The sequence below is a fragment of the Halioglobus sp. D3-4 genome, assembly GCF_055809315.1.
Window position 1 is genome coordinate 1,789,626 of sequence record NZ_CM147907.1, and the last position, 16,520, is coordinate 1,806,145.

General features: G+C 57.0%; 15 protein-coding genes. 4 read left to right on the forward strand and 11 right to left on the reverse strand.

Annotated elements, in window-relative coordinates; translation table 11 throughout:
- Positions 1-645: 645 nt before the first annotated feature.
- The 8 genes from AC0L6S_RS07780 to AC0L6S_RS07815 are packed head-to-tail and all read right to left on the reverse strand — an operon-like array spanning position 646 to position 6,789.
- A complete protein-coding gene (locus AC0L6S_RS07780) occupies positions 646-1,227 on the reverse strand; it encodes an NAD-dependent epimerase/dehydratase family protein (RefSeq protein ID WP_473428569.1) in 582 nt (193 codons plus the stop codon).
- Positions 1,172-1,570 (reverse strand): NmrA family NAD(P)-binding protein, encoded by a 399-nt coding sequence (locus tag AC0L6S_RS07785; protein WP_473427862.1) that lies wholly within the window; start codon positions 1,568-1,570, stop codon positions 1,172-1,174. The genes AC0L6S_RS07780 and AC0L6S_RS07785 overlap by 56 nt, the downstream gene beginning before the upstream one ends.
- A 30-nt stretch (positions 1,571-1,600) precedes the next feature.
- Positions 1,601-2,668, reverse strand: coding sequence for an alkene reductase (locus AC0L6S_RS07790; RefSeq protein ID WP_473427863.1), 1,068 nt, complete (start codon positions 2,666-2,668; stop codon positions 1,601-1,603).
- A 19-nt stretch (positions 2,669-2,687) separates the two neighbouring features.
- Positions 2,688-3,329: a nuclear transport factor 2 family protein gene (locus tag AC0L6S_RS07795; RefSeq protein ID WP_473427864.1), complete on the reverse strand. Its 642-nt coding sequence runs from the start codon at positions 3,327-3,329 to the stop codon at positions 2,688-2,690.
- Between the two features lie 10 nt (positions 3,330-3,339).
- Positions 3,340-4,515 carry a lipid-transfer protein gene (locus AC0L6S_RS07800; protein WP_473427865.1) on the reverse strand — a complete coding sequence of 392 codons (1,176 nt, stop codon included), beginning with the start codon at positions 4,513-4,515 and terminating at the stop codon, positions 3,340-3,342.
- Positions 4,515-4,919 carry a Zn-ribbon domain-containing OB-fold protein gene (locus tag AC0L6S_RS07805; RefSeq protein WP_473427866.1) on the reverse strand — a complete coding sequence of 135 codons (405 nt, stop codon included), beginning with the start codon at positions 4,917-4,919 and terminating at the stop codon, positions 4,515-4,517. Before AC0L6S_RS07805 ends, AC0L6S_RS07800 begins: the two co-directional genes overlap by 1 nt.
- Before the next feature lie 3 nt (positions 4,920-4,922).
- Positions 4,923-6,074 carry an acyl-CoA dehydrogenase family protein gene (locus AC0L6S_RS07810; RefSeq protein ID WP_473427867.1) on the reverse strand — a complete coding sequence of 384 codons (1,152 nt, stop codon included), beginning with the start codon at positions 6,072-6,074 and terminating at the stop codon, positions 4,923-4,925.
- Between the two features lie 10 nt (positions 6,075-6,084).
- The gene (locus tag AC0L6S_RS07815) at positions 6,085-6,789 is read right to left on the reverse strand and encodes a TetR/AcrR family transcriptional regulator (RefSeq protein ID WP_473427868.1); all 705 of its coding nucleotides are present in this window, start codon (positions 6,787-6,789) and stop codon (positions 6,085-6,087) included.
- Between the two features lie 71 nt (positions 6,790-6,860).
- Here AC0L6S_RS07815 and AC0L6S_RS07820 point away from each other — a divergent pair, with 71 nt between their 5' ends.
- Genes AC0L6S_RS07820 through AC0L6S_RS07835 form a run of 4 tightly spaced genes read left to right on the forward strand, consistent with a single transcriptional unit; the run spans position 6,861 to position 10,670 of the window.
- Positions 6,861-8,033 (forward strand): acyl-CoA dehydrogenase family protein, encoded by a 1,173-nt coding sequence (locus AC0L6S_RS07820; protein ID WP_473427869.1) that lies wholly within the window; start codon positions 6,861-6,863, stop codon positions 8,031-8,033.
- A gap of 45 nt (positions 8,034-8,078) precedes the next feature.
- Complete coding sequence (locus AC0L6S_RS07825) at positions 8,079-9,035, forward strand: bifunctional MaoC family dehydratase N-terminal/OB-fold nucleic acid binding domain-containing protein (RefSeq protein WP_473427870.1); 957 nt, start codon at positions 8,079-8,081, stop codon at positions 9,033-9,035.
- Positions 9,036-9,059: 24 nt separating this feature from the next.
- Positions 9,060-9,491 carry a hotdog family protein gene (locus tag AC0L6S_RS07830; protein ID WP_473427871.1) on the forward strand — a complete coding sequence of 144 codons (432 nt, stop codon included), beginning with the start codon at positions 9,060-9,062 and terminating at the stop codon, positions 9,489-9,491.
- Positions 9,492-9,494: 3 nt separating this feature from the next.
- Positions 9,495-10,670 (forward strand): lipid-transfer protein, encoded by a 1,176-nt coding sequence (locus AC0L6S_RS07835; protein ID WP_473427872.1) that lies wholly within the window; start codon positions 9,495-9,497, stop codon positions 10,668-10,670.
- Positions 10,671-10,751: 81 nt separating this feature from the next.
- Here the strand turns inward: AC0L6S_RS07835 and AC0L6S_RS07840 are convergent, their stop codons facing one another.
- The 3 genes from AC0L6S_RS07840 to prsT all read right to left on the reverse strand — a co-directional run bounded on the left by AC0L6S_RS07840 (position 10,752) and on the right by prsT (position 16,438).
- Entirely contained in the window at positions 10,752-11,426 is a 675-nt protein-coding gene (locus AC0L6S_RS07840; RefSeq protein ID WP_473427873.1) for a cation transporting ATPase C-terminal domain-containing protein, read from the reverse strand.
- Entirely contained in the window at positions 11,401-13,470 is a 2,070-nt protein-coding gene (locus AC0L6S_RS07845; RefSeq protein ID WP_473427874.1) for a cation-translocating P-type ATPase, read from the reverse strand. The genes AC0L6S_RS07840 and AC0L6S_RS07845 overlap by 26 nt, the downstream gene beginning before the upstream one ends.
- Positions 13,471-13,627: 157 nt before the next feature.
- The gene (prsT, locus tag AC0L6S_RS07850) at positions 13,628-16,438 is read right to left on the reverse strand and encodes an XrtA/PEP-CTERM system TPR-repeat protein PrsT (protein WP_473427875.1); all 2,811 of its coding nucleotides are present in this window, start codon (positions 16,436-16,438) and stop codon (positions 13,628-13,630) included.
- Positions 16,439-16,520 lie beyond the last annotated feature (82 nt).

Consider the following 16,520-nt stretch of genomic DNA (forward strand, 5'->3'; position numbering starts at 1 on the left):
TTTTGGGCTTGTTGTAGATCAATTAACGCAGTGAACAGAAAGTCATCTGGTCGCTGCGAACCGTCTTTGCGCGAGACAGCCCCGGGCGCTCAGAAGGCTGAGATATTCGCACCCGGACCTGTCTCCCGCAAAGACTCGAATCGGAGAACACCCAAGTTAAAACTGCTATCTGAACGGCACGATGCGAGGCGAGCTGCCCCGGACTCGTTCAGTGGCGAATGGCCGTTTCAGTTGAGCAAGCTGGACGAGTCCGGGGCAGTTCGCCGACGAACCACCGCGATCTCTCAAAGCACCAGAAACACAGGCAGACGCCCGACTTGTCGCATATCTGGCACAACTCGCACATCGGGTCGCTGCGAACCGTCTTTGCGCGAGACAGCCCCGGGCGCTCAGAAGGCCGAGATATTCGCACCCGGACCTGTCTCCCGCAAAGACTCGAATCGGAGAACACCAAAGTTAAAACTGCTATCTGAACGGCACGATGCGAGGCGAGTTGCCCCGGACTCGTTCAGTGGCGAATGGCCGTTTCAGTTGAGCAAGCTGGACGAGTCCGGGGCAGCTCGCCGACGACCCGCTACGGTCACAAAGAACTAAAGCCGCTGGACCAAACCAGCTACCCAAAACTCGCCCACCAATAAAGTGAACTTACTTCAGAAGCTCCGGCGCCAGATTCTGCAATTGCCGGCGCACGCCCTCTCGCCAATCCACCCGAGTCTCACCAATCAGCGAGTGCATTTTTTCCGTATCGATACACAAGCTGCCAAAGGCCTTGGGATTGTCCTGGAACGTCGGCTCAAAGCCGGTTAACTCGCCAATGTAGGCACACCACTCCTCTATGCTGACCTTCTGCGAGCCGCCGAAATTCGTCGTGGTCACATCCGTTGTTGCGGCACCCAGCAGGTAGGGAATCTTCTCTATGTAGTCATCGGCGTGCAGGGGATTGTAGTAGTTGGGCTTGTCCGGGTGCAGGTCGATGGGCATGCCCTGCTGCATCATCAGCATATGGAAATACATCCAGCCGCCATTATCGCCGTAGGGCACGCTCAGTCGCGCGATGGTGGTGGGGATTTTTTGCTGATGCGCAACGAAGCGGCACACGGTTTCAGCGGCAATTTTGGAGATGCTGTAGGTGGGGAACATCACGCGGTGATTGTCGCCCAGCGGCGCATTTTCAGCGCGCGGCTCCTGGCCAACGTACTCGTAGACAGCGGTGGAGGAAAAATGCAGGAACGCCTTGGCACGGCTGCCAGCGGGTCATCAAATTTCCGACGCCCTCGGCGTTGGCGGCGAGGTCGTAATCAAAGTCACCGCTTTTTACCACGGCAAAGTTCAGTACGTAATCGAAGTCCTCCGGCACTGCGGCGAGGCTCGCGGCATCGGCGAGATCGGCCTGCAGCACGGTCGCGCCCAGCCCCTCGATCAACTCACGGTCCTCGGCTTTGCGAAATCGTGCCAGCGCGTAAACATCGGCGATTTTCGCAAAGTGCTCCACCACCGGCAGGGCCACCTGCCCGGTCGGGCCAGTGATTAGGATTTTGGCGTTGGTCAGATCGACGGGGGTTACTGGCATTGGATACTCCTTGATTATGGTTTGTTATCGTCAGGTATCGGCGCGAGGATAAGTGCTGTAGCCTTCTGCGCCTGGTGTATACAGGGTTTTCATATCAAATGTCGCGAGCGCCGCGCCGCGCTGCCAGCGCTCCACCAGGTCGGGGTTGGCAATAAAGGGCCGCCCGAAAGACACTGCTGTGAGTTCGCCTGATGCGACCGCGCTCTGCGCCTCTTCAAAATCGAAGCTCTCATTGCCAATCAGGCGATCAGCCATGTAGCGTCTCCCCAACTCAAGGTTCTGCACGCGCCCTTTGGGAAAACGTATGGCATGAAGATAAGCCAGATCCAGCCGCGCAACGCTCTCCAATAAACAGTCGAACGTCTGTTGCGGGTCATCGTCATGTAGATCATTGAAAGGATTGTCCGGACAAATACGCATGCCTACGCGCCCGGCACCCTCGACGCCGCACATAGCCTGCAACACTTCAAGCACAAAGCGCACCCGGTTTTCCGGGCTGCCGCCATAACGGTCAGTGCGCTGATTGGTGCCCGAGCTCAGAAACTGGGCCGGCAAATAGCCGCTGGTACAGTGCAACTCGACCCCATCGAAGCCTGCTGCGAACGCATTCACGGTAGCGCTGCGATAATCCTCTACCACCGCAGGGATTTCCTCCAGCGCCAACGCACGCGGCTCATCAAAGGGCTGCATACCCTGCTGATCGGTGTACATCTCGCCCTTCGCCCGGATAGCGGAAGGCGCAACTGTCTCGCTTCCGGCAGGCTTGTTCAGAACATTACCCACACGACCCACATGCATAATCTGCGCGACAATCGAGCCGCCCTCCTCGTGTACGGCATCGGTAACTGCGCGCCAGGCAGCAACCTGTGCTTTGTTGTAAATGCCCGGCGTACGGCAATACCCCAGGCCGTCGGCACTGGGGGCAATACCCTCGGAGATGATCAGTCCAGCACTGGCGCGCTGGCGGTAGTAGTCCACCATAATATCGGTAGGCATGCCTTCAGCAGCTGCGCGACTGCGCGTCATCGGGGCCATCACAACGCGGTTGCGTAGCTGAAGTGCGCCTAGCATCGTCGGTGTGAACAGGTTAGTGGTCATCTTCAGGCGTCCTAGTCGTTTAGCGAACGCGAATTTTGGGGTCGGGCGCGCCCCGGCGCATAGTCTGCAGAAACTGTTCCAGTGGAGCCGGTGGCGCGACGTCCGGTGCGCTGCTATCAGGCGGATTGGTCCAGAATTCCTTCCAGCTGGGCCACAGTTCATGATAGGCACCCTCGTAGGGTTCGCGATCCGGCCAGCGCATCTTGTTGTCGCCCACTGGTGGTTTATTGAGATCGGTGGCGTACCAATAGCACGGCAGGCGGCGGCGGAAATACCAGCGGCCGTCGCGGCGTTCGTAGTTGTCCCAGTAAATCATCTGCATGATGACCCACTCGCTGCCGCCATCGGCACAGGGCGTCTCGTGTTCGTTCTTGGAGTACACCACACCGTGTGCCCGATCCGGGTCTTCGAACTCAATGATATGGTTGCCGATATGGTGTGACGTACCGGTGAACTGCAAGCGCAATGTGTCGTCCAGCCAGCGCTTGAGGTGGGCACGACCGGTGTGCTCACGGCTCACCCGAATATCGTCGACAAACAGGTTTACGTGCGCGTCCATATCGCGCATGTCCAGCGACAGGGAGTATTTCGCCGCCAGCTGGCGTATCTCGTCCAGTGACTCCAAACGGTCGATACGTGCCTGCAATCCTTGATCCGTCATAGCTCACCCTCTAGTGCGTCTGCCCCAGGATCAGCGCGCCGGTGGGGACGCCCACACCACTGCTGACCAACACATGCTCCACCGCCTTGGACGGTTGTCCGGTAGACTCGCCACGAATCAGGCGCACACCCTCGGCTATATTGTTCATGCCGTGAATGTAGCCCTCAGATATAAGGCCACCGTGGGTATTGTTTGGCAGGCGTCCATCAATATCCAGCGCACCGTCGCGCACCAGATCCTTGCCCTCGCCGACACCACAGAAGCCAAAACTCTCCAACTGCATGATGATTTCCGAGGTGAACGCATCGTAGAGGCATGCCGCATCGATATCATCGGGACAGAGCTCCGCCATTTCGTAGACACGCTTCGCAGCCATCTCCATTTCCGGCAGGGACAGCAGGTCATCCCGGTAAAAACTGGTCATCTGTTCCTGGCCGCGCGTTGAGGCCTGGGTGACACCGCGAATGACTGCGGGCTTTTGTTTGAGGTCCCGCGCGCGCTCTGCACTGGTGACCAGAATCGCACATCCGCCATCTGTCTCCTGGCAGAAATCGTACAGGCACAGAGGCTCGGCGATCTGCTTTGATTGCAGGTAGTCCTCCATCGTCAGCGGCTTGCCATAACCCCAGGCGCGCGGATTGCGCAGCGCGTGATTGCGCTGGGAGATCGCGACCCGCCCCAGATCCTCTCTGGTTACACCGTACGTGTGCATATACTTGTTGGCGATCATCGCGATCCAGGACCCTGGTACGAGCATGCCGTAGGGCGTATACCAGGACCAGTGAATCAGATCGCTACTGGAAATCTGCCCGGATACGCCCTGGCCCATGCGCTTGCCGGAACGGCCGTTTAAACCGCGATAACACACCACAGTACTGGCCTGCCCTGTGGCTATAGCCATTGCCGCCTGTGCAATCGTACCCACCGCAGCACCACCGCCATAGTTGATGCGGCTGAAAAAGGATAAATCCGCCGCTCCCACCGCACGCGCCACTTCAATTTCGTCGGTGGTATCGAGTGTGTAGGTTACCAGTCCGTCGATCTCAGCGGGGCTGATACCCGCGTCATCACAGGCGGCCTTGATACACTGCGCGGACAGAGACAACTCCGAGACGCCGGAGGCTTTGGAAAATTCGGTCAAGCCGATGCCGGCTATGGCCGCTTCATTTTTTAGGGATATCGGCATCAGCGCGCACTCCGCAGTTTGAACACCGGCAACTTGAAGCCGTCGGGATCTTCCTGGATCAGCATTTCTACAGGCAGGTCAAAATCCACATCCTCCGGTTCACAGCCGACCAGTTGCGAGGTCACGCGCGTCCCTTCCTCCAGATCGACCAGAATAATGATCAGGGGGTACTCATAACCGGGAAACTGCGGGTGTCGCAGCACCGTGTAGCTGCAGATGACACCCCTGCCTGAGGACTCCACCGCATCCCATTCCAGTGAATGACATTCACCGCACATCGGCCGCGGCGGATGTCGTAGTGTCTGGCAACCCAGACAGCGCTGTATACCCAGCTTGCCCTCGTCGGCCATCTGCCACCACCAGGCATTATCCAACTCCATAGGGGGTTTGATACGCGCATCCATGACTCAGACTTCCAGTGCACGTTGGCCCAGGGTGTCATCCTCGGCCAGTAAACGCCCAAGCGCCGACAGCTGCTGGCTGGCATTACCCAGCGAATAACTGATCATCTTGGCCATCAGGAAAAAGCGGTGAATCGGATACTCGACATCGGCCCCGATGCCGCCGTGCATGTGCTGCGTAGAGGAGACAATCCGATGTGCTGCATCACAGGCCCACCACTTCGCGGCCCGCACTTCTGCACGCGCATCCAGCCCTTCGCTCAAACGCCACAATGCCAGCCAGTACGTAGAGCGGATGCCCTCCACATCGATATAGCAATCGGCCATGCGCATCGCCAGTGCCTGAAAGGTACCGAGTGGCACGCCAAACTGCTTGCGCTCACCGAGAAACGCCGCTGTGCGCTTCATCGCCTCTTCGGTGACACCGACCTGTAACGCACAGTGGGCGACATTCGCGCGCTGCTCAAGCCACTCAAGTATCTCTGCGCCCTGCCCCGGGCTGCCCAGCACGGCGTCCTGCGGCACAGTTACGCCATCCAGTGTCAGATGTGCTGCGCGCTCACCGGACAGTCCAATCTCCACCGGCGTTACGGTTACACCCGGGGCATTGGTGTCGACAATAAATACCGATTGCTGTCCATCGCTGTCCTGCGCCGGTACCAGAATAAAATCAGCCACGGCACCATCGGGGACGACAGCCTTGTGACCGTCCAGACGCCATGCCTCACCATCGCGCTGCGCCGTCACCGCAGTCGCCAACGCCGCGTTCATACCCAGCTCTGCGATAGCGGCGCTGAACTTGGCCTTGCCCTCACCCAGGGCGGGCAGGTATTGCTGTTGCTGCGCCTCGGAACCGAACTCAGCTATCGGCAATCCACCCAGTACCAGGGACGCGTACAGGGGGATCGGCGCTACCCGTCGACCCTGTTCCTCCAGCACAAGACACAGCTCTATCAGGCCAAAGCCAGTACCGCCCGCGGACTCCGGAATAGCGACACCCAGTAGGCCCTGCTCCGCCAGGGTTTGCCACAGCGTTTCGTCGTAGGTCTCATCCGAACGAGAAAACGCCAGCAGAAAGTCATCGCTGGAGCGGTCGGTAAAAATCTGATACGCGAGTTCGCGGATAGAATTCTGGTCGTCGCTAAAATTAAAATCCATGACGTTTACCTCATTTGGACTTGACCATTGCGGTCAGGTTACGGGTGTATTTAAGTTGTTTCTCTTGTGGGTGCTGCAGGAACAGCGCGCGGTAGAACATCGTCGTCAACAGTTCAGCAAACTGCTCCACACTGAGCTCCGCTGCACGTAGGGTTTTGCTCTCATTGATAAAATATTCGCGCATCAGCCCCTCGCCGATACCCGCCAGTGAGTAAACCACCATCAGTGCCTGGTGCTTTTTGAATCGCACATCGGGAAAGAGTTTCGGCATCAGCTCCACCAGCCACATCAACTGGTTGCGATAGTTCTCCCGCAACATGCCGGAAAAGGCCTCGTCTTCATCCGCCAGCTGCAACAGACAGCGCATCACGCCGGGTCGCCTGGCATAGCTGCGCACAATAACCAGATTGTGCGCATATATCCGTGAGTACCAGTCACCCGGCGATACATCCTTTTCTATCTGGCGGGGGTCGTTGCTGGCCTGCGCAAAATCGGTGAGCACTTCCAATGTCAGGGATTTCAGGTCCTTGAAATAATGGTAGAACAGCCCTTGGGCGACACCGGCTTCCTGGGTGACATCGGCAATCCGCATTTTGTGGTAACCATCACGCTCCAGCACGACGAGCGCTGCCTGCTTCAGCCCCTCCCGGGCACGCTCCCCGCGAGCGCTGCGCGCGCGGGTCGACTTGTCTGATTTGGCGGATGGTGATGACATAGGCAGACAAAATAGTTGAATTTGAATTCAAAATCAATATTATGGGTTTCATTAATTGGAGGGATCAGGCCATGTTCGTCAATCACACCGAAAGTCAGAAGGCATTGCGCAAAGAATTTCGCGATTATTTTTCCAACCTTGTGAAACCCGAGCACCGCGAAGAATTGCGCAGCGCAGAAAGCGGCGATCTGTACAAATCACTTATCCGGCAGCAGGGTGCAGACGGCATGCTGGCAGTGGGCTGGCCCGAGCAGTACGGCGGGCGCGGCCTGACCGAGAGCGAGCAGTTAATCCGCTATGAAGAGGCCCTACTGGCGGGCGCCCCCACCCCCTTCGTCACGCTGAACACAGTCGGCCCTGCGATAATGAGCAAAGGTACGGAAGAGCAGAAAGCGCGTTTTCTGCCGGCCATCGCAGCCGGCGAACTGCATTTTGCGATCGGCTATACCGAACCGGGTGCGGGCACAGACCTGGCAGCGGTTGCCACCACTGCGGTGCGCGACGGCGATCACTATGTCGTCAACGGCAACAAGATATTTACCAGTGGCGCGGAGGGCGCGGACTATATCTGGCTGGCTGCGCGCACCAACCCGGACGTTCCAAAGCACAAGGGCATCTCGATTCTGGTGGCGGATACCAAAGATCCCGGTTTCTCTTTCAGCCCCATCCACACCATGGGCGGCGTGCGCACCAATGTGACGTATTACTCCGATGTCAAAGTACCGGTTGATATGATTATCGGCGAGGAAAACGGTGGCTGGCGCCTGATCACCGAGCAATTGAATCACGAGAGAGTCGGCCTCGCAGCCTGGGGCATACAGGGCTGGAAGATTTTCAATGCAGCGCTGGAATGGGCCCGCAACACGAAAAATGTACAGGGCCAACGGGTCATCGATGATCCTGATGCACAGCGCAATCTGGCCGAGGTCTATTCCCATCTGGAGGCAATGCGGGTGATGAATGCACGTATGTCGTGGCAGCTGGATCAACAGGAGATGAACCCGGTATTCCCCTCGGCGATAAAAGTCTATTCCACCGAGAAAATGCTGGAGATCTGTCGCCTCCTGATGGATGTCGTAGGCCCGCATGCGCTGATTACTGCCGACAGCGAAGGCACCGTGCTGCAAGGCAATCTCGAACACGAGTACCGACGCGCCACCATCAACACCTTCGGTGGCGGCGTGGTGGAAGTACTGCGCGGTCTGGTGGCCACCCACGGACTCGGTATGCCGACACACCGATAACTAACGCTCAAGACAGACACTGTTTAGCACGAGGAACTTTCTGCAATGACAACTGAAGAGCTCAAGGCCTTTGAGGCCGAGATCTACGCATTTGTGGGCCGCGAGGTTTGCCCGCCCACACCGGCGAAGGACGATGTCAATGTCACAATGATACGACACTGGGCCGAGATCATCGGTGATACCAACCCCGCCTATACCGATACCGACTGGGCAGCGAACAGCGCCCGCGGTCATACGATTGCACCGCCGGCAATGATGTATGTCTGGGGACAGGAGGGCTTTGCCGTGACCACGGGGCGCGCGCCTGACGCCCAGTCGGAACTGGTTAGTTTGTTCAATGAGCACGGCTATACAGGCGTGCTGGGGACCAACGTAAAACAGGAATACTTCAAGGAAGTCAGCCCCGGCGATAACGTTGTCATGGAAATGACCATAGACAATATTTCCGAGCGTAAAACCACAGGTCGCGGTCCCGGCTACTTCTTTGAAACACTGGCCACGTTCAGCAACCAGCTCGGCGAGAGGATCGGCACGCAGCGGTTCAAGGTATTAAAATTCATCCCGCAGGAGCAACCTGCAGCGGCGGCCAGCGAGGAGACACTGCAGGTGCCCACGCGCATCCCGTCGCCGCGCGGCCACGACAACAAATGGTGGTGGGAGGCCTGCGACGCAGGCAAGGTACTCATCCAGCGCTGTAAAAACTGCCAGACGCTGCGTCACCCTCCCCGGCCGATGTGCGGCGAGTGTCAGTCGATGGAGTGGGATTCCATAGAGTCGACGCTGGAAGGTGAAATCCTCAGTCACACAGAGCTACACCATCCCAGGATTCCGGGTTATCAATACCCACTGGTTTGCGCCGTTATCAAACTCGCCGAAGGCACGAATTTCGTGGCCAATGTCGTAGGCTGTGAGCCCTCGGAGGTCCACATCGGCATGAAAGTCAAAGGCGCTGTGGAACAGGTGGACGAAAAAACCATGCTGCCGCAATTCTATCCGGCGTGACCCCTAACGAGCAGGAATAAGACAATGAGTGACTACAAGACATTGACCTGCGCTGACGTATCGATCGGCGACAAATTACCCCCTCTGGAGATCGACATCACCACTGGTCTCGTGGTGTGCGGCGCCCTCGCCACACGCGACTTCGAACCCGTCCATCACAACAAGGCCGCAGCCGTCGCGACCGGACTACCCGATGTGTTCATGAATATCCTGACCAGCCAGGGCCTGATGACGCGCTACGCCACCGACTGGAGCGGACCGGAGGCCGTAGTGAAATCCGTGGACCTTCGACTCGGCGCACCGAATGTACCCGGCATGGTAATGACGATGACCGGTGAAGTGACTGCGATCGACAGCGAAAGTGGTACCGTCGATGTCGCCGTCGTAGGGGAAAACAATATCTGGGGCATGCACATGCAGGGCTCTGTTCAACTCGCACTACCGCAGGGGGCTTGATCCGTGGTTGCCAATGTAAAAGACAAAGCAGTCATCGTCGGAATCGGAAATACAACGTTCAGCAAGGACTCCGGTGTCTCCGAGCTATCCCTGGCGGTACAGGCCATTAAAGCAGCGATTGATGACGCGGGGCTCAAACCCAGCGATATCGATGGCATGGCTACGTTCACCATGGACACCAACGACGAAATTGAAGTCGCACGCGCCCTCGGCGTGGGCGAACTGACCTTCTATGGCCGCTCCCACTACGGCGGTGGCGCTGCCACCAGCTGCCTGCATCAGGCGACCATGGCCATCGCTACCGGCATGGCTGAAACTGTTGTGGTTTACCGGGCATTGAATGGCCGCAGCGGGCACCGGTTTTCCGGCGGCGTCGCCGGCGATATCACTACCGCTGACGCCATCCACTGGGGCTGGTATATGCCCTATGGCCTTCTTACTCCGGCCAGCTGGGTGGCGATGTTCACACAGCGTTGGATGCACAATACCGGCGTAACCAAAGACGCCCTGTTTGAGGTCGCCCATTCGACGCGTACCTATGGTGCCAAAAATCCAGCAGCTTTTTTCTACGGGCGGGAGTTCGACCGCGCGGAGTATGATGCGGCGCGAATGATCGCTGACCCGCTGCAACTGTTTGACTGCTGTCAGGAAAGCGACGGCGGTTCAGCCGTAATTGTGACAACACCCGAACGCGCGCGCGACCTCCGTCAACCCGGCGTGAGCGTGCGTGGCGTGGCCCAGTGTGCTGCGGAAGATCAGGAACAGATGACATCGTTCTACCGCGAGGAGTTTGCCGGTATACCGGAAATGGAAACATCGGCAAAGAATGTCTACGCAATGTCCGGCCTGTCTGCCGATGATATCGACGCCGCCGTTATCTATGATGCCTTTTCACCCATCGTATTGTGGCAGTTAGAAGCCTGGGGCTTCTGTGGTTTCGGTGAGTCCGGTGATTTTGTTAAAGACGGCGCGCTGCGAACAGACGGCCGACTGCCCACCAATACACATGGCGGCCAGTTGAGCGAGGCCTATATTCACGGTGTGAACGGCATCGTCGAGGCTACCCGGCTGGTACGGGGTAGCTCGGTGAACCAGCCGGCGAAGACGGTCAATCACGCGCTCGTCACCTCGGGTGTCGGCATACCTACAGGCGGCGCTATTCTGGGCAAGATGGACTAAATTGCACTGACTTCAGGTGTGATTCAAACCACAGTGACGGCGACCGCGATTACCCTATCGCTGGGAGCACGCGATTGGCTGTCAGGACAGTTGGCCGCTTCTCATTCGCCTGTAAGCGAGTCGCATCTGTTTTTCGATCTCAATGATGGCAAACAGTGCGGCCCCAATTCCCACGATCAGCAATCCGTCGATAAACGGTATCGCCACAGTGGCAAATACCATCTGCAACGGCGCAAAGTAGGTAATGGCGAACTGCGCAACAGTGATTGCAATAACCACCGACCAGACAACGCGGGTACCCCGGACTGCTTTCCACGTCAGGGACGTGCTGTAGATATTGCGGATGAAAAACAGGTGGAATATTTCCATCACCACCAGCGTATTCAGTGAAATCGTGCGCGCCAGTTCCACTGAATAGCCCCGATCAATCGCGTACTGATATATACCAAACACACCACAGAGAAATAGCACTGACACCAGTAACACATGCCAGACCAACTCACCGTTTAACAGTGGTTCATGCCGCTCTCGTGGCGGCCGGCGCATGGTATTCTCCTCGGTCGGCTCAAAGGCCAGGGCGATGCCCAGCGTGATCGCTGTAATCAGGTTGACCCACAGGATTTGAATGGGCGTGATGGGCAGTGTCATCCCCAGAAGCAAGGCGACGACAATCGTCATCGCCTCACCCGCATTGGTCGGCAACGTCCAGCTGATGACTTTTTTAAGATTGTCATAGACGGTGCGCCCTTCGCGCACCGCAGCGACAATCAGACGCGAAATTATCGTCAGCGAGCACCAGGTCCGCCGCCTCCTTGGCCGCTTCGCTGCCGGTTTTTCCCATCGCAATCCCGGCATCCGCCCGCTTCAGCGCCGGCGCATCATTGACCCCGTCGCCGGTCATCGCCACTGTCATTCCATGCGACTGCAACGCCATTACCAGCCGCAGTTTATGTTCCGGGCTGGTGCGAGCGAATATATTGCAGTCGAGCACCGCCTGCCGCAGGGCGGCATCGTCCAGTTTATCGAGATCCGCACCGGTAAGTACATTCCCGGCATTTTGCAATCCAACCTGACTGCCGATCGCGGCAGCCGTGCTGGTGTGGTCTCCGGTTATCATCTTCACCTGTATCGCCGCGTTGCGACATTCGGCAACCGCAGTGATCGCTTCGGCGCGCGGCGGATCTATCATCCCCACCATGCCCAGCAGGGTCAGAGAACCGGCCACATCCTGATGTTCCAATACCGTATGCCCGGGCGGCACTCGCCTGACGGCAAAGGCCAGTATACGTTGACCCTGCGCAGCCACTGATTCCGCGCGCGCGTTCCAGAAATCGGTGCCCAACGGTTCGGTGGTACCATCGGCAGCACGCTGATCGGCGCACATCGTCAGGATTTGTTCCGGCGCACCTTTGACAAATATAAACGCCTGCCCTTCATGATCGTGGTTTAACGTCGCCATGAAGCGGTGTCTGGCGTCAAAGGGAATCGCGTCTGTACGGCCCCAGCGTTTTTGCTCGGCGGCGGCATTCATATCCATTTTCCCGGCACAGGCCAGCAGCGCACCCTCCATGGGATCCCCTTCCACAACCCAGGCATCCTGCTGGCTACGCAAGGTCGCATCGTTACACAGTACCGCTGCCCGGGCGAGCTCCTCCAGCACAGAGTGCTCTGCGTGGGATACTTCAGCGCTATCCAGGGTCAGTGCACCTTTGGGCTCATAGCCATTACCCTGCAAACCAAACAGATGGCTCTGCGTAACTACCGACGCCACCATCATTTCATTGCGCGTCAGGGTCCCAGTTTTATCCGTGCATATCACCGAAACCGAACCCAGGGTTTCAATGGCGGGCAGGCGCCGCACTATTGCGTTGCGACGCGCCATTGCCTGAACGCCGATCGCCAGGGTAATGGTGAGCACCGCCGGCAACCCCTCCGGAATGGCAGCGACAGACAAGCCCACCACAGCCATAAACATCTCGGTTAAATCGTAATGCGCGACAAAATGACCGAAGGCGAGCAGGATGGCAGCTACCACCAGAATCATCACCGTCAGCCACTTGGCGAAAGTGCCCATCTGCGCCACCAGCGGCGTTGTCAGGGTTTGTACTTCTGACAGCAATCCGCTGATACGCCCGATTTCTGTCGCCGAGCCTGTCGCGACCACCACGCCCTTACACTGGCCACCAATTACCAGGGTGCCTGAGAACGCCATGCACGACCGATCCCCCAATGGCGAATTCCCGGCTACTGCCTGGGTCTGTTTCTCCACCGCGACAGACTCACCGGTTAAGATGGCTTCCTGTACGGATGTGCTGTGAGTAGTAAGCAGGCGCAGATCGGCTGGGACTTTATCACCTGCCTCCAGCAGCACGATATCGCCGGGAACCAATTGCTCACCCTCGATAGAGATACGCTCGCCACTGCGAATCACACTGGCACGCGGTGCCAGCATATGTCGAATGGCTTCCATGGCCTGCTCGGCCTTGCCTTCCTGGATGAAGCCGATAATGGCATTGACGATCACCACAGTTAGTATGACTCCGGTATCAATCCAATGACCAAGCAGTGCTGTTATAGCGGCAGAGCCAATCAGCACATAAATCAGGATATTGTGAAAATGCAGCAGGAAGCGTATGAATGCAGAGCGTCGCGCTGCCTGTGGCAGGCGGTTAGGCCCGTGTGCGCCGAGGCGCGCTTCTGCCTCGGTCTCCGTCAAGCCATGGACGGAGGTTTGCAATTCTTCGAGCACAAGCTCGGCAGGCGAACTGTGCCAGTTCGATCCAGTATTTAACTCTTTCATACCCTGCATTCCAGCCTGACGACAACCCGATTACCGACTCAGAAAGTCTTTATGGTAATCGGCGCAGGCTAGACAACATTAATTTGTATCAAATATTTGCCGGAACGCCAGAGCTTGGCGACGAGATGGTTATCCCGCCAACTTCGATGACCAACCCTTACTTCAATCCTGCGGTAACAAGACGCTGTGCTTCTTCACGGCCAGCGAACGCCTCGCCACTGTTTACGGCCGCCTTCAACTCTTTCTCTGCTTCTGCCGTGCGCCCCAACGCCAACAGTGTCACGCCGAGGTGATAGCGTATTTCAGGGTCTGTTGATTTCTGCGAGTAGGCTTTGCGCAAATAGGACAACGCCTCCTTGTTCTCGCCCTTGCGCGCCAGAATCCAACCTACGGTATCAAGCAGTGCGGCGCTGTTCTCTCCAGCAGCAGCCAACCCTTTGCGCGCCACGACCAGCGCCTTGTCGAGATCTTCCTCGGCATAAATGTTCGCCAGATTGTTCAGGATAGCAGGATCGTTGGAGTACGCCTCCAGGTCGAGCAACTTCTCATAGTACCGTGCTGCCTCCGCGAGTTTACCCTGACTCAGATAGCTGTCGGCGACCAGCCTCACCGCCAGCACAGGGAGAGAAGACTTTTTTAACGTTGCGGTCATCACCTCAGTGAATTCACTGGCGTCAATGCCCTGCGAACTCAATTCATAAAGCCGGGCAATGGCATCAATGTTGTTTGTATCCAGTTGAAACGCTGTCAAAAAACAGTCCCGGGCGACTTCCGGCTCGCCGCGATCCAGTGCGATATCACCGAGCAGTAGCGAACTGCCGGTGCGCGGGCCAAATTCGCTCTGCAGTGTTTCAGCGATAGTTTGTGCACGCTCTACTTCTCCGTCTGAAAAATCCAGGCGCGCCAAATCAAGCCTCAACGCGTAGGATTCTGGCTCCAGTGTTAATCCCTGTTGCAACGCTTTGCGCGCCGCCTCCGGGTTGTCAAAACGCACGTAGATTGCCGCCAGTTCACGCATTTTCTGCGGATCGTGTTTCCACATGGGATACAGTCGGCTGAGGGTATTCTGCGCAAGTTCGTCTTCCTCCATTTGCATCGCAATAGTCGCCTGACGCAGCAGATAGTCTACGTTGAAGGGATGCTCACTCACCAGTTTCTCTACGATAAACTTGGCGGCCTCCCAATTTCCTGTCTGGGAGTAGATCTCCAATTGCAGTTCTCGGGACCCAACCGACACGCTGTCGTAGGCATACACCTTGTCGCTCCATTCGATGGCTTCATCATACCTGCCCTGCAAATAAGCGATTCTCGCCATCAGTATCAGTGCTTTGGTATTGCTGGGCATTTGCTCAATGATGCCTTTGAGCACTTTACTCGACGCAGCCAGATCCCCGCGCTTCTTGTACAGCATAGCCTGGTTAAAACGCGCGTCGGGATCAGCGGGCGCCAGCTGCTGTGCTTTTTCGATATAGCGCTGCGCTTCATCCAGGTTGCCGAGTGTCAGATACGTTACCGCCGCAAAATTATTGACGCGCACATTGTCCGGGAAGGAGGTCTGCAGCTGGATCACCGTTTCCTGTGCAGCGTCGGTTCTACCCAGTGCCAACTGCAGTACACCACGCAACAAACCGTAGCCAAGTGGCTCAGCCTCGGTAAACTCCTGCGCGTCCAGCAGATTCAAGGCCTCCTGCAGTTCCCCTGTGGAGCGAATGAGTTCTGCCTCCAGCATGACAACATAGGGGTTGTCTCCAACACCATTCAGCTGCAATTTTTGCAACAGCTCTTTTGCCCTGTAGGTATCACCTGTGTGGGTATAGAGACTCAATAGCTGAATGGACAACCCCGGGTCATTCGCTATTTCCGCCTCCCGGCTACTGAGGAGTTCCGTCGCCCGCCTGATCTCACTGTTGCGAATGTAGATGTCGGCAAGTAATCGCGTGGCCGCGAGGTCGGATTTATTCTTCAGCAAATAGGCATTAAGCAGCGCACTGGCGTTCTCGTCGTTGCCCTGTACATACTCTGCAGACGCGCGAATGAACATCATGGAGTCGTCCGACTGACTCTGTCCGTCATCAAAGCGCGCCAGTTTGCTACTGAGGTCGGCTAACATGGAGTCGCCCAGCTCAGAATCACCGTCTCCGATCAATAATATGGCACTGATAAGTGTCGCGGCCGGATCTTCCGGAGATTGCTCCAGAATCTTATCCAGGTACTCTTTTGTCTTCGCCCTGTCGCCAAGTTGCATATACACCTGCGCTAGCGAGCGCTGTATCCTGATATCCTCCGGGTCGAGCTCGAAGCCGGTCAGCGCGTATTCAAGCGCTTTGTCATAGTCTTTCTCCCTGAATGCCAGCTCGCCGCGCAGCTGCCATGTCTTGGCATTTTCGGCATCGAGTGCCAGTGACTTTTCTATCAGGGCACGAGCATCTTCAATCATGCTGCTGTTCATATAGATAACGGCGATCGTATTATTGGAGCGGACGTTGTTGGGAAGGATGATTGCCGCGCGCTCAAACTCACTGCGCGCGAGTTCCGGCTCGCCCTGCAGCAAATAGCCCTGCCCTTTCATCAATGCCCATTCGAATTGGGTTTCCGTTGTAAAACTATCGGATACCCGCTCGATCTCCATCAGCTTTTCGACATTCTCCTGCAGCAACAACGATTGACCGTAAATTGGCAGCACCAGATTAATATCAGCCCCCAATAATAAGGCCTCTGCGGACTCCTTTTCTGCACTGTATATATCACCGGCATTGAAATATACCTGGGCAAGCAGCAGCCGCGCCGATAGCAGATTGGGATCCTGCTGCAGGGCGTTCTTCAGGTATATATACGACTCTTCGTACTCACCCTCTGCGTATGCCTGCACCGCCTTTTCATAGATAACGCTGGCATCGTCTGCGGCGGGAGCGACGGTAGATGACAACGCCATTGATAGCAGCAGTATGTGAGCAAAAAACCTGGTCACGAACAATCCTCCCAGAGACATACGACGGGTTTCAGGTGGTGGGATCATGGTAACGCAGGCAAAAAAAAACGGAACTTAATAG

Bases quoted from the DNA above. Each gene is read 5' to 3' on its own strand.
- AC0L6S_RS07795 (WP_473427864.1), bottom strand. From the start codon at position 3,329: ATGACGGATCAAGGATTGCAGGCACGTATCGACCGTTTGGAGTCACTG.
- AC0L6S_RS07820 (WP_473427869.1), top strand. From the start codon at position 6,861: ATGTTCGTCAATCACACCGAAAGTCAGAAGGCATTGCGCAAAGAATTT.
- AC0L6S_RS07800 (WP_473427865.1), bottom strand. From the start codon at position 4,515: ATGCCGATATCCCTAAAAAATGAAGCGGCCATAGCCGGCATCGGCTTG.
- AC0L6S_RS07785 (WP_473427862.1), bottom strand. From the start codon at position 1,570: ATGCCAGTAACCCCCGTCGATCTGACCAACGCCAAAATCCTAATCACT.
- AC0L6S_RS07845 (WP_473427874.1), bottom strand. From the start codon at position 13,470: ATGAAAGAGTTAAATACTGGATCGAACTGGCACAGTTCGCCTGCCGAG.
- AC0L6S_RS07815 (WP_473427868.1), bottom strand. From the start codon at position 6,789: ATGTCATCACCATCCGCCAAATCAGACAAGTCGACCCGCGCGCGCAGC.
- AC0L6S_RS07825 (WP_473427870.1), top strand. From the start codon at position 8,079: ATGACAACTGAAGAGCTCAAGGCCTTTGAGGCCGAGATCTACGCATTT.
- AC0L6S_RS07810 (WP_473427867.1), bottom strand. From the start codon at position 6,074: ATGGATTTTAATTTTAGCGACGACCAGAATTCTATCCGCGAACTCGCG.
- AC0L6S_RS07790 (WP_473427863.1), bottom strand. From the start codon at position 2,668: ATGACCACTAACCTGTTCACACCGACGATGCTAGGCGCACTTCAGCTA.
- AC0L6S_RS07805 (WP_473427866.1), bottom strand. From the start codon at position 4,919: ATGGATGCGCGTATCAAACCCCCTATGGAGTTGGATAATGCCTGGTGG.
- AC0L6S_RS07830 (WP_473427871.1), top strand. From the start codon at position 9,060: ATGAGTGACTACAAGACATTGACCTGCGCTGACGTATCGATCGGCGAC.